9 protein-coding genes are annotated in these 12,547 nt (G+C 56.2%); 1 reads left to right on the plus strand and 8 read right to left on the minus strand.

Annotation, left to right across the window (positions count from 1 at the left end; translation table 11 throughout):
• Window positions 1–788: 788 nt before the first annotated feature.
• The 8 genes from sucD to sdhC form a co-directional block, all read right to left on the minus strand.
• Window positions 789–1,658: a succinate--CoA ligase subunit alpha gene (gene sucD / locus BJP61_RS15255; RefSeq protein ID WP_004385340.1), complete on the minus strand. Its 870-nt coding sequence runs from the start codon at window positions 1,656–1,658 to the stop codon at window positions 789–791.
• Window positions 1,658–2,824: an ADP-forming succinate--CoA ligase subunit beta gene (gene sucC, locus BJP61_RS15260; protein WP_007720002.1), complete on the minus strand. Its 1,167-nt coding sequence runs from the start codon at window positions 2,822–2,824 to the stop codon at window positions 1,658–1,660. Before sucC ends, sucD begins: the two co-directional genes overlap by 1 nt.
• A gap of 110 nt (window positions 2,825–2,934) precedes the next feature.
• Window positions 2,935–4,158, minus strand: a complete 1,224-nt coding sequence (odhB, locus tag BJP61_RS15265; RefSeq protein WP_038864079.1) for a 2-oxoglutarate dehydrogenase complex dihydrolipoyllysine-residue succinyltransferase — start codon at window positions 4,156–4,158, stop codon at window positions 2,935–2,937.
• 14 nt (window positions 4,159–4,172) lie between these two features.
• Window positions 4,173–6,980, minus strand: coding sequence for a 2-oxoglutarate dehydrogenase E1 component (gene sucA, locus BJP61_RS15270; protein ID WP_075192235.1), 2,808 nt, complete (start codon window positions 6,978–6,980; stop codon window positions 4,173–4,175).
• Between the two features lie 369 nt (window positions 6,981–7,349).
• Window positions 7,350–8,066, minus strand: coding sequence for a succinate dehydrogenase iron-sulfur subunit (locus tag BJP61_RS15275; protein ID WP_007669742.1), 717 nt, complete (start codon window positions 8,064–8,066; stop codon window positions 7,350–7,352).
• A gap of 15 nt (window positions 8,067–8,081) precedes the next feature.
• Complete coding sequence (gene sdhA / locus BJP61_RS15280; protein ID WP_161581862.1) at window positions 8,082–9,848, minus strand: succinate dehydrogenase flavoprotein subunit; 1,767 nt, start codon at window positions 9,846–9,848, stop codon at window positions 8,082–8,084.
• Window positions 9,849–10,196, minus strand: coding sequence for a succinate dehydrogenase membrane anchor subunit (gene sdhD / locus BJP61_RS15285; protein WP_007706826.1), 348 nt, complete (start codon window positions 10,194–10,196; stop codon window positions 9,849–9,851).
• Complete coding sequence (gene sdhC, locus BJP61_RS15290) at window positions 10,190–10,579, minus strand: succinate dehydrogenase cytochrome b556 subunit (protein ID WP_007669739.1); 390 nt, start codon at window positions 10,577–10,579, stop codon at window positions 10,190–10,192. Before sdhC ends, sdhD begins: the two co-directional genes overlap by 7 nt.
• Window positions 10,580–11,232: 653 nt before the next feature.
• Between sdhC and BJP61_RS15295 the strand changes: the two genes are divergently transcribed.
• Window positions 11,233–12,519: a citrate synthase gene (locus BJP61_RS15295; RefSeq protein WP_038864084.1), complete on the plus strand. Its 1,287-nt coding sequence runs from the start codon at window positions 11,233–11,235 to the stop codon at window positions 12,517–12,519.
• Window positions 12,520–12,547 lie beyond the last annotated feature (28 nt).

The raw sequence follows: 12,547 nt of genomic DNA on the forward strand, positions 1-12,547 counted from the left end.
CAAATATTTTACGCTGCAATTCAGGGATAATAAACAGATTTGCACATACCGTTATTTGCGTTTTTCGATGGCGATCAATTTATACCTAAATTGCCGCTTCGAGACCAGATTGATCGACCGCAATTTAGCGCTTTCTCACGCTTTTTTTCAACAGAAAAAGTTTGATTCAAATCAGTTTTTATACCCATTGTTAATTATGTTTCACCCCGGATGGGTTAAGTGAAAATAATGTTAACGATAAGTGTTTTTTTATTGCCTGTCGGGTTACCAAAGCAATACGAACAATAACTCCCCGTTATTTTCACCACGATCGATTCGAGATATTAATCACACTTCCTTGTTAATATCGGCGAAAAATAAAAATTCCTTAGATCAAAAAACGCCTTTTTATTTCACAATTCATTTACTAATTAATTGCAGTTTTAAAACTTATTACGCACATATAATAATAAATGCGTTGCCCGGGTTGCATATCCGTAGATCCGGCGACAAGCGTTGTTAAAAAGAAGCCCTGGGTGGGCCAGCGCCTTTTCAGGGAGGCTTCATTCAGCCGTATCTGGTAACGACGTAGGTTGTGAAACCGCGCCTCACTGTTGCACAGGCGTCGCGCCGTCAGAGCGCATGCCCGCAGCGTTATGCGCGCGATTTTCTTGCTTAAGGCGAGCGGAAACCATACATAGCCGCTCAGACGCCGCCGCAGGCAATAAAAAAGGCTACCCTTGCGGGTAGCCAACCATGTCGAATCTTATTATTGGATGTGTTTACCTCGCATCCACGAGGCGAGACGTTTACTTCAGAATGGTTTTCAGCGCGTCGCCGATGTCCGCCAGGCTGCGAACGGTTTTAACGCCTGCGGCTTCCAGCGCTGCGAATTTTTCATCCGCAGTGCCTTTGCCGCCCGCGATAATCGCGCCCGCGTGGCCCATACGCTTGCCTTTCGGCGCGGTGACGCCCGCGATGTAGCCTACCACCGGTTTGGTGACGTGATCTTTAATGTACGCCGCCGCTTCTTCTTCCGCGCTACCGCCGATCTCGCCGATCATCACGATCGCTTCGGTCTGCGGATCTTCCTGGAACAGCTTCAGGATGTCGATGAAGTTAGAGCCCGGGATCGGGTCGCCGCCGATGCCCACGCAGGTGGACTGGCCGAAGCCGTAATCGGTGGTCTGCTTAACCGCTTCATAGGTCAGGGTGCCGGAGCGGGAGACGATCCCCACACGGCCTGGCTGATGAATATGGCCCGGCATGATGCCGATTTTGCACTCGCCTGGGGTGATAACGCCCGGGCAGTTCGGGCCGATCATGCGCACGCCCGCTTCATCCAGCTTCACTTTTACGGTCAGCATATCCAGCGTTGGAATGCCTTCAGTAATGGTGATGATGAGCTTAATGCCCGCGTCGATGGCTTCCAGAATGGAGTCTTTGCAGAACGGCGCCGGGACGTAGATAACAGACGCGGTCGCACCGGTCGCTTCTACCGCTTCACGCACGGTGTTGAACACCGGCAGGCCCAGATGCGTGGTGCCGCCTTTGCCCGGCGTAACGCCGCCGACCATCTGCGTACCGTAAGCAATAGCCTGTTCGGAGTGGAATGTCCCCTGGCTGCCGGTAAAGCCCTGGCAGATAACTTTGGTGTTTTTATCGATCAGAATGGACATTATTTCCCCTCCACAGCAGCAACTACCTGCTGAGCTGCATCCGTCAGACTTTTCGCTGCAATAATATTCAGGCCGCTGTCGGCCAGTTTCTTCGCGCCCAGCTCGGCATTGTTGCCTTCCAGACGCACCACAACCGGCACGTTCACGCCGACTTCCGCCACCGCGCCGATGATGCCGTCGGCAATCAGGTCGCAGCGCACGATGCCGCCGAAGATGTTAACCAGAACGGCTTTCACTTTGTCGTCAGACAGAATGATTTTGAACGCTTCGGTTACGCGCTCTTTGGTCGCGCCGCCGCCAACGTCCAGGAAGTTCGCCGGCTCGCCGCCGTGCAGCTTCACGATGTCCATGGTGCCCATCGCGAGGCCCGCGCCGTTCACCATGCAACCAATGTTGCCATCCAGCGCCACGTAGTTGAGTTCCCACTGCGCCGCCTGTGCTTCGCGCGGATCTTCCTGAGACTGGTCGCGCATTTCACGCAGATCCGGCTGGCGGAACAGCGCGTTGCCGTCAGCGCCCAGTTTGCCGTCGAGACAGATCAGATCGCCCTGAGAGGTGATAACCAGCGGGTTGATCTCGATAAGCGCCAGGTCGCGCTCCAGGAAAATGTTCGCGAGACCCATGAACACTTTGGTGAACTGCTGGATCAGTTTCCCTTCGAGGCCCAGTTTAAAGGCCAGCTCGCGTCCCTGATACGGCATCGGGCCGGTCAGCGGATCGATAGAGACTTTGTGGATCAGATGCGGGGTTTCTTCCGCCACTTTTTCAATTTCCACGCCGCCCTCGGTGGAGGCCATAAACACCACGCGACGGGTGCCACGGTCAACCACTGCGCCGAGGTAGAGTTCTTTTGCGATATCGGTCGCAGCTTCCACCAGGATCTGGTTAACCGGCTGGCCGTTGGCGTCAGTTTGATAGGTCACCAGGCGTTTGCCCAGCCAGTGCTCGGCAAAGGCGCGAATCTCTTCTTTGCTCTTAACGACTTTTACACCGCCCGCTTTACCGCGGCCGCCCGCGTGAACCTGGCATTTCACCACCCACGGGCCGGAGCCGATTTTAGAGGCGGCTTCTTCTGCTTCACGCGGGGTTGAGCAGGCATAACCCACTGGCGTCGGTAAGCCTGATCTGGCAAACAGCTGTTTCGCCTGATATTCGTGTAAGTTCATCTCTTCAGTCCATCAAGAAAAAGCGCATTCACGCTCGGAGTTCGAAATTGCCGCGCCTCACGACGCGACCATAAACACTACCTGAGGGCGGACGAGCCGCCCTTCTGAGACTACACGTCCAGCAGCAGACGAGTCGGATCTTCCAGCAACTCTTTAATGGTCACCAGGAAACCTACCGATTCACGGCCATCGATCAGGCGGTGATCGTAGGAGAGCGCCAGGTACATCATTGGCAGGATCTCAACCTTGCCATCCACCGCCATCGGGCGGTCTTTAATGGCGTGCATGCCCAGGATCGCGCTTTGCGGCGGGTTGATGATAGGCGTGGACATCAGCGAGCCGAAAACGCCGCCGTTGGTAATGGTAAAGTTACCGCCGGTCAGATCTTCCACGGTCAGTTTGCCGTCGCGGCCTTTCACCGCCAGCTCTTTAATTTTCTTCTCAATGTCGGCCATGCCCAGCACGTCAACGTCACGCAGTACCGGCGTGACCAGACCGCGCGGCGTGGAGACGGCCATGCTGACGTCGAAGTAGTTGTGATACACCACGTCGTCGCCATCGATAGACGCGTTTACTTCCGGGAAGCGTTTCAGCGCTTCCACAACCGCTTTCACGTAGAAAGACATAAAGCCCAGACGGATGCCGTGACGTTTTTCGAAGGCGTCGCCGTACTGCTTACGCAGATCCATAATCGGCTTCATGTTCACTTCGTTGAACGTGGTCAGCATCGCGGTGGAGTTCTTCGCCTCCAGCAGACGCTCGGCGACGCGCTTACGCAGACGGGTCATCGGCACGCGTTTTTCACTGCGGGAGCCGAGCTGCGGCGCGGCTGTCGCGCCAGCCTGTTCCGGCGCTTTCGCCGTATCGCTGCCGTTCGCTTTCGCCAGATGTTTTTCCACGTCTTCGCGGGTCAGACGGCCGCCAACGCCGGTGCCTTTGATGGCCGCCGCGTCGAGGTTATGCTCCGCGAGCAGACGGCGAATCGCCGGGCTCAGCGCGTCGTTATTTTGTTCTTCCAGAGACGCCTGCTGGCGCTGCGCCGGGGTAGACTCGTTCGCTTCCGGTTTAGCGCTGCTCTCTTTACCCGCGCTGTTGCCCTCTTTCAGACGGCCCAGGATCTGGCGAGAGGTCACGGTGCTGCCTTCGTCTTCCAGTACCGCATCCAGCACGCCGTCAGCCGACGCCGGTACTTCCAGTACCACTTTGTCAGTTTCGATTTCTACCAGCACTTCATCGCGTTTCACCGCGTCGCCCGGCTTTTTGTGCCAGGTGGCGACGGTTGCGTCAGCAACGGATTCAGGCAGGTCGGGAACAAGAATATCTACGCTACTCATTATTTATCCTTTAATTAATTGACGTTCAGCGCGTCATTAACCAGATCTTGTTGCTGTTTCTGGTGAACGGACATATACCCTACCGCAGGCGAGGCGGAGGCCGGGCGGCCTGCATAACGTAATGCAGAGCCAAACGGAATCACTTCACGGAAGTTGTGCTGGCTGCAATACCAGGCGCCCTGGTTAAGCGGCTCTTCCTGGCACCAGACGAAATCATGCACGTGCGCGAACGGCTTCAGCGCTTCCTGCAACGCGTGGTGCGGGAACGGATAGAGCTGTTCGACACGGATAATCGCCACATCCTTCTGATCATTCTTACGACGCTGCTCCAGCAGGTCGTAATAAACCTTACCAGAACAGAGCACGACGCGTTTCACGCCTTGCGGATCGATCTCATCGATTTCGCCGATAGCAGGCTGGAATGCGCCGTTCGCCAGTTCATCCAGCGTGGAGACCGCCAGCGGGTGGCGCAACAGTGATTTCGGCGACATCACGATAAGCGGACGACGCATACCGCGCAGCGCCTGACGACGCAGCATGTGGTAAACCTGCGCCGGCGTCGAGGGCACGCATACCTGCATGTTCTGCTCAGCGCAGAGTTGCAGATAACGTTCCAGACGCGCGGAAGAGTGTTCCGGGCCCTGGCCTTCGTAACCGTGCGGCAGAAGCATCACCAGGCCGCACATACGGCCCCACTTCTGCTCGCCGGAGCTGATAAACTGGTCGATAACCACCTGCGCGCCGTTGGCGAAGTCGCCAAACTGCGCTTCCCAGATGGTCAGGGTGCGCGGCTCTGCGGTCGCGTAGCCATACTCAAACGCCAGCACCGCTTCTTCAGAGAGTACAGAGTCCCAGACTTTGAACGGGCCCTGGCCATTATGGATGTGCTGTAGCGGTACCCAGGTCGAACCGTTGGCCTGGTTATGCACCACCGCATGACGATGGAAGAACGTACCGCGGCCGGAGTCTTCGCCGGACAAACGCACCGGAATGCCTTCATCGACCAGCGTCGCGTAGGCCAGCGTTTCCGCGCCGCCCCAGTCAAACGGTTTTTCGCCGTTCGCCATCAGCTGACGGTCGCCGTAGATTTTCGCCACGCGCGACTGCATCTCAATGCCTTCCGGCACGGTGCTGATGCGCTTCGCCAGCTCCTGCAGACGCTTCATCTCGACTTTATTCGGGTAGCTTTCGTCCCACTCGTGATTGAGGTACGGCGACCAGGTAAAGGAGTGCATATTCATTGGACGCCACTCTTTCACCACGCACTCGCCGGCATCCAGCGCGTCGCGGTAGAGATTGACCATTTCGGTCGCGTCTTCAAGCTTCGCCACACCTTCCTGCTCCAGCTTGTCAGCGTAGAGTTTGCGCGGTGTCGGGTGCTTTTTGATTTTCTGGTACATCAGCGGCTGGGTCGCGCTCGGCTCGTCGGCTTCGTTATGGCCATGACGGCGGTAGCACACCAGGTCGATAAACACGTCGCGTTTAAAGGTGTTACGGAAATCGAGCGCCAGACGGGTCACAAACGCCACGGCTTCCGGATCGTCCGCATTGACGTGGAAAATCGGCGCCATCACCATTTTGCCGATGTCGGTGCAGTACGGGGTGGAGCGGGCGTCAAGCGGGTTGGACGTCGTAAAGCCTACCTGGTTGTTGATAACGATACGAACCGTACCGCCCACTTCGTAGCCGCGCGCTTTCGACATGTTCAGGGTTTCCTGAACCACGCCCTGCCCTGCAACGGCCGCGTCGCCGTGAATGGTGATCGGCAGCACTTTGTTGCTGCTCGGCTCATCCAGGCGGTCGAGACGCGCGCGCACAGAGCCCATCACCACCGGGCTGACAATCTCCAGGTGCGACGGGTTAAACGCCAGCGCCAGGTGAACCAGGCCGCCTTCGGTTTCGATATCGGACGAGAAGCCCATATGGTATTTCACGTCGCCGGTGCCGAGATGCTCTTTATGCTTGCCGGCGAATTCGTCGAACAGATCCTGCGGCTTTTTACCGAGCACGTTAATCAGGACGTTAAGACGACCGCGGTGCGCCATACCCAGCACCACTTCGCGCGTGCCGCTCTTACCGGCGTGGCGAATCATCTCTTTAAGCATCGGGATTAACGCATCGCCGCCTTCCAGCGAGAAACGTTTCGCGCCGGGGAATTTAGCGCCCAGATAACGCTCCAGACCTTCTGCTGCGGTCAGTTCGCTTAAGAAGCGTTTTTTCTCATCCACGCTAAAGCCCGCGTGGCCTGCGACAGATTCAATACGCTGCTGGATCCAGCGTTTCTCTTCAGTCGAGGTGATATGCATGTATTCCGCGCCGATGGAGCCGCAGTAAGTCTGCTTAAGCGCCTCAATGAGATCGCCGAGCTTCATGGTCTCTTTGCCGAGCGCAAAAGAGCCTACGTTAAAAGTTTCCTGGAAATCGGCTTCGGTCAGATCGTGGAACGCAGGGTCCAGATCCGCGACGCGCTCCTGCTGCCACAGCCCAAGCGGATCAAGATTCGCGTGCTGATGGCCACGGAAGCGATAGGCGTTAATAAGCTGCAGGACTTTAACCTGCTTCGCATTCGTGTCAGGGTCGGAAATCGAGGAAGAGTAACGTGAGGCATCCTTCGCCAGACGACGGAAATAATCACGCGTTTTTGAATGGAATTGATCCGGTTTCGCGCCGGTGCCAGGCAGTTGCTGGAACATAGAGCGCCAGTGGGCGTCCACTGAATCAGGATCGGTTAAGAAGTCTTCATAGAGCTGTTCTATCCAGCTCTGGTTAGAGCCAGAGAGGTAAGAAGAGTCCAGCCAGGCTTTCATTGCGCCGTTCTGCATCGTGATCCCTTAAGCATGTCTGCTTATTTCGCCGTAGAAACTACCACGTACAGTGTTGTACGTGCCGGGGTTCACCTGCGAGCTCTTGTTAGTGGGGCCCGCGAAGGAACCTTTAAAAACTGCCATTAATCTTCTTCGTTCAGGCTGCGACGTCGTTGGCTGCCTTCGCTTACCCCAGTCACATAGTTCACTATGCTCCTGGGGATGCGCTCAGTTGCCGCCTTGTCTCGCTCTGAACGCCTCGATTACTGGTACTACTCTGTAGCGGTTTTTAAAGGTTTCCTGCTTTTCCCTCTCCCCTCAGGGAGAGGGATATTTCTTTCCAGGGCGGGTAAGCGTATGCGCACCCGCCACTACCACAACGCTTGCTTACGCGCTGCGCTGCAACAGCATCGACTTAATATGACCGATGGCGCGCGTCGGGTTTAACCCCTTCGGACAGACGCTCACGCAGTTCATGATGCTGTGGCAACGGAACACGCTGAACGCGTCGCTCAGGCCGTCCAGGCGTTCGTTGGTTTCGGTATCGCGGCTGTCGATAAGGAAGCGATACGCGGCCAACAGCCCTGCCGGACCAATAAATTTATCCGGGTTCCACCAGAACGACGGGCACGACGTGGAGCAGCAGGCGCACAGAATGCACTCATACAGCCCGTCGAGCTTCTCGCGCTGTTCCGGCATCTGCAAGTGTTCGCGTGCCGGCGGATTGTGTCCATTATTCAACAAGTAAGGTTTAATCTTCTCATATTGGGCATAGAACTGCCCCATGTCCACTACGAGGTCGCGGATAACCGGCAGACCAGGCAGCGGACGGATAACGATTTTCTGCTTACCCGCACCTAAATTAGACACCGGTGTAATACAGGCGAGGCCGTTTTTACCGTTCATGTTCAGGCCGTCGGAGCCGCACACGCCTTCGCGGCAGGAGCGGCGGAAAGAGAGGCTCGGGTCCTTCTCTTTCAGCAGCATCAGGGCGTCGAGCAGCATCATGTCACGCCCTTCTTCCTGCTCCAGGGTGTAATCCTGCATGCGCGGCGCGTCGTCGACATCCGGGTTATAGCGATAAATGGAAAACTCGAGTTTCATCACATTGCTCCGCTCTTAATAAGTACGCACTTTCGGCGGGAAAGCTGGACGCAGCTTCGGCTGCATATTCACTTCGCGACGCGTCATGCTCTCTGTTTGCGGCAAATAGAGGCTGTGGCACAGCCAGTTTTCGTCGTCGCGGTCCGGGAAGTCGAAGCGGCTATGCGCGCCGCGGCTCTCGGTACGGAAGTTCGCCGATACGGCGGTGGCGTAAGCGGTTTCCATCAGGTTATCCAGCTCCAGGCACTCGACGCGCTGGGTGTTGAACTCGCTGGAGGTATCGTCCAGACGGGCGTTTTTCAGGCGCTCGCGGATCACTTTCAGTTGCTCAAGCCCTTTGGCCATCGCGTCGCCTTCGCGGAATACCGAGAAGTTGTGCTGCATACATTCCTGCAGCGCTTTGCGGATCGCCACCGGGTCTTCGCCGTCGCGGTTGTTGTTCCAGCGGTTGAGGCGCTCCAGCGAGAACTCCACATCGGAGTCGCTGGCGTCGCGAAGCGGGCCCTGCTCGGCGATAGATTCCTGCAGATGCAGACCCGCCGCGCGGCCGAAGACCACCAGGTCAAGCAGCGAGTTGCCGCCCAGACGGTTGGCGCCGTGCACCGATACGCAGGCGATTTCACCCACCGCGAACAGACCCGGGATCACCACATCTTCGCCCTTCTCGTTCACGGTCAACGCCTGGCCGGTCACTTTGGTCGGAATGCCGCCCATCATATAGTGGCAGGTCGGGATTACCGGGATCGGCTCTTTCACCGGGTCGACGTGCGCGAAGGTGCGGGAGAGTTCCAGAATGCCCGGCAGACGGGATTCCAGAACGTCTTTGCCCAGATGGTCGAGCTTAAGCTTGGCGTGCGGGCCCCACGGACCATCGCAGCCGCGGCCTTCGCGGATTTCGATCATGATGGAGCGTGCCACCACGTCGCGACCCGCCAGATCTTTGGCGTTCGGCGCGTAACGCTCCATGAAGCGCTCGCCGTGTTTGTTCAGCAGGTAGCCGCCTTCGCCGCGGCAGCCTTCGGTGACCAGCACGCCCGCGCCGGCGATGCCGGTCGGGTGGAACTGCCACATTTCCATATCCTGCACCGGTACGCCTGCGCGCAGCGCCATACCGACACCGTCGCCGGTATTAATGTGGGCATTGGTGGTGGACTGGTAAATACGGCCTGCGCCGCCGGTCGCCAGCACGGTCGCGCGGGCTTTGAAGTACACCACTTCGCCGGTTTCGATGCACAGCGCGGTACAGCCCACCACCGCGCCATCCTGGTTTTTCACCAGATCCAGCGCATACCACTCGGAGAAAATCGTGGTGTGGTTTTTGAGGTTCTGCTGATACAGCGTGTGCAGCAGCGCGTGACCGGTACGGTCCGCCGCCGCTGCGGTGCGCGCCGCCTGCTCGCCGCCGAAGTTTTTCGACTGGCCGCCGAACGGGCGCTGGTAGATGCGGCCATCGTCCAGACGGGAGAACGGCAGCCCCATGTGCTCAAGCTCCAGAATCGCTTCCGGGCCGGTTTTACACATATATTCAATCGCGTCCTGGTCGCCGATATAGTCGGAACCTTTTACCGTGTCATACATGTGCCATTCCCAGTTGTCTTCATGGGAATTGCCAAGCGCAACGGTAATACCGCCCTGGGCGGAAACGGTGTGAGAACGGGTCGGGAACACCTTGGAGAGCAGCGCGCATGTCTGGCCGCTCTGGGAAATCTGCAGCGCCGCGCGCATACCTGCGCCGCCTGCGCCAATAACAACGGCATCAAATTCTCTGACTGGCAAATTCATTTACACACCCCACACCACAACAAATCCATAAATCACGTAAACCACCAGGGCGACGACAATCGCCAGCTGTAAAAAGAGGCGCAGCGCCAGATGTTTTACGTAGTCGGTCAGCACCTGCCACATCCCAATCCACGTATGGACCAGAATCGAAACCAGCGTTAGCAGGGTGAACACTTTCGTGAAGGTGGAGGAGAAGAAACCTGTCCAGACTTCATACGTCAGGTCGCCGTTCATCGCGAAGAAGCCAATCATATAAATGATATAGAGCGTCATGACGATAGAGGTGGCGCGAACGAGGATGAAGTCATGTACGCCGTTGCGTCCTAATGCGGAGGCGTTGCTTACCATACGAGGACTCCTGCGAGAATTGAAAGCACGACAGTGAGAATAAAAGCGAACTTAGCGGAGCGTTGGCCTGCTGCGAAGGTTTCTTCAAGGTAGCCGAAGTCCATTAACATATGGCGGACGCCGCCGACGACGTGGTAAGCCAGCGCAGTCAGGATGCCCCACATGATGAATTTAGCGAAGAAGCTGTCCATGACTGAGGACGCGGTCAGAAAACCTTCTTGAGACGAGAGAGACAGCCCTAGCAACCAAAGCAGAATGCCGACGGCGACAAAGGTAATCACGCCGGAAACGCGGTGGAGGATAGAAGCGATCGCGGTGACAGGAAACCGGATCGTTGTCAGATCCAGGTTGACAGGTCGTTGTTTATTCACCTTTTTTATCATGAATGCGCCCACATGCTGTTCTTATTGTGTCCTTCCTCCGGTCTGCAGGCGGGTCAAGCAGCGTCATCTTTCTATAACTCCGCGTCATGCAAAATCACCGCTTCCAAAGGCTGCATAACGCGTTACTACGCTGGGTGGCTCGCGGTTGCAAGGTGTTCCGGAGACCTGGCGGCAGTATAGGATGTTCACAATATCATTACAATTAACATACAAATACTTTGGCCGCTTTTGGTCGGAACAGTGACCAGGATCACGATAACAACATTATTTTAATTTTTAATCATCTGATTTGACAAATGTTAAACAAATTAGTTACAAACATCACCAGGAAATGCATATAATTCGCAAAAGTTATGGGGTCATACTTTCACCTGAGAATAAGTTATGTAACAGTGTGCCGGTATTGACCGCAGTAATTTAGCCAGGTATTAGTGATAATCAGGTTTGACAAATACTGACGGCTAACACCCTGATTTACTGTTGTTTCACCCAGGTTTGAATGGTTGCCTGCAAGCCGCCCATCGCTCTGTACCCTGGTTTCCCCTCTGAAACAGAGCTGCGCGCCACACAACAAACTGGCAACATTCCCCCTGCTGGCTGGAGGTAAATCGGCGGTTAACCGTCGCAAGCAACAGGCGCTAAGGAGACCGTAAATGGCTGATAAAAAAGCAAACCTAACCTATAACGGTGATGGTGCTATCGAACTGGATGTGCTAAAAGGCACGCTCGGTCAGGATGTAATCGATATCCGTAGTCTTGGTTCTAAAGGTGTTTTCACGTTCGACCCCGGCTTTACCTCTACCGCATCCTGCGAGTCCAAAATCACCTTTATCGATGGTGATGAAGGTATCCTGCTGCACCGCGGTTTCCCTATCGATCAGTTAGCCACCGAGTCCAACTATCTCGAAGTGTGCTACATCCTGCTCTACGGCGAAAAGCCCACTCAGGAGCAGTACGACGAATTCAGAACGACCGTCACCCGCCACACCATGATCCATGAGCAGATCACGCGTCTGTTCCACGGTTTCCGTCGCGACTCCCACCCGATGGCGGTGCTGTGCGGCGTGACCGGCGCGCTGGCGGCGTTCTATCACGACTCGCTGGACGTCAATAACCCGCGCCACCGTGAGATTGCGGCCTTCCGCCTGCTCTCTAAAATGCCGACCGTGGCGGCGATGTGTTACAAATATTCAATCGGCCAGCCGTTTGTTTACCCGCGTAACGACCTCTCCTACTCCGGCAACTTCCTGAATATGATGTTCTCCACCCCGTGCGAGCCTTATGAGGTGAACCCGGTGCTGGAACGCGCGATGGATCGCATTCTGATCCTCCACGCGGATCATGAGCAGAACGCCTCGACCTCCACCGTGCGTACCGCAGGCTCCTCCGGCGCGAACCCCTTCGCGTGTATCGCAGCCGGTATCGCCTCTCTGTGGGGACCGGCGCACGGCGGCGCTAACGAAGCAGCGCTTAAAATGCTGGAAGAGATCAGCTCCGTTGAGCACATTCCGGAATTCGTACGTCGCGCGAAAGACAAAAACGACTCTTTCCGCCTGATGGGCTTTGGTCATCGCGTTTACAAAAACTATGACCCGCGCGCCACCGTCATGCGTGAAACCTGCCACGAAGTGCTGAAAGAGCTGGGTACCAAAGACGATCTGCTGGAAGTGGCGATGGAACTCGAAAACATCGCGCTCAACGACCCGTACTTCATTGAGAAGAAACTCTACCCGAACGTGGATTTCTACTCCGGCATTATCCTGAAAGCGATGGGCATTCCGTCGTCCATGTTTACCGTTATCTTCGCGATGGCGCGTACCGTAGGCTGGATTGCGCACTGGAACGAGATGCACAGCGAAGGCATGAAGATCGCGCGTCCGCGTCAGCTCTATACCGGCTACGAACAGCGTGATTTCAAATCTGATCTGACCAAACGTTAATTTAACGCTGCGGTTATTCTTAAAAAAC

This window comes from Cronobacter sp. JZ38 (assembly GCF_008932145.1).
GTDB classification, from domain to species: Bacteria; Pseudomonadota; Gammaproteobacteria; order Enterobacterales; family Enterobacteriaceae; genus Cronobacter; species Cronobacter muytjensii.

What these genes read in the sequence shown, in the direction of transcription:
- odhB (WP_038864079.1), bottom strand. Translation starts at nt 4,158, where the DNA reads ATGAGTAGCGTAGATATTCTTGTTCCCGACCTGCCTGAATCCGTTGCT.
- sdhA (WP_161581862.1), bottom strand. Translation starts at nt 9,848, where the DNA reads ATGAATTTGCCAGTCAGAGAATTTGATGCCGTTGTTATTGGCGCAGGC.
- sucD (WP_004385340.1), bottom strand. Translation starts at nt 1,658, where the DNA reads ATGTCCATTCTGATCGATAAAAACACCAAAGTTATCTGCCAGGGCTTT.
- BJP61_RS15275 (WP_007669742.1), bottom strand. Translation starts at nt 8,066, where the DNA reads ATGAAACTCGAGTTTTCCATTTATCGCTATAACCCGGATGTCGACGAC.
- sucC (WP_007720002.1), bottom strand. Translation starts at nt 2,824, where the DNA reads ATGAACTTACACGAATATCAGGCGAAACAGCTGTTTGCCAGATCAGGC.
- BJP61_RS15295 (WP_038864084.1), top strand. Translation starts at nt 11,233, where the DNA reads ATGGCTGATAAAAAAGCAAACCTAACCTATAACGGTGATGGTGCTATC.
- sucA (WP_075192235.1), bottom strand. Translation starts at nt 6,980, where the DNA reads ATGCAGAACGGCGCAATGAAAGCCTGGCTGGACTCTTCTTACCTCTCT.
- sdhC (WP_007669739.1), bottom strand. Translation starts at nt 10,579, where the DNA reads ATGATAAAAAAGGTGAATAAACAACGACCTGTCAACCTGGATCTGACA.
- sdhD (WP_007706826.1), bottom strand. Translation starts at nt 10,196, where the DNA reads ATGGTAAGCAACGCCTCCGCATTAGGACGCAACGGCGTACATGACTTC.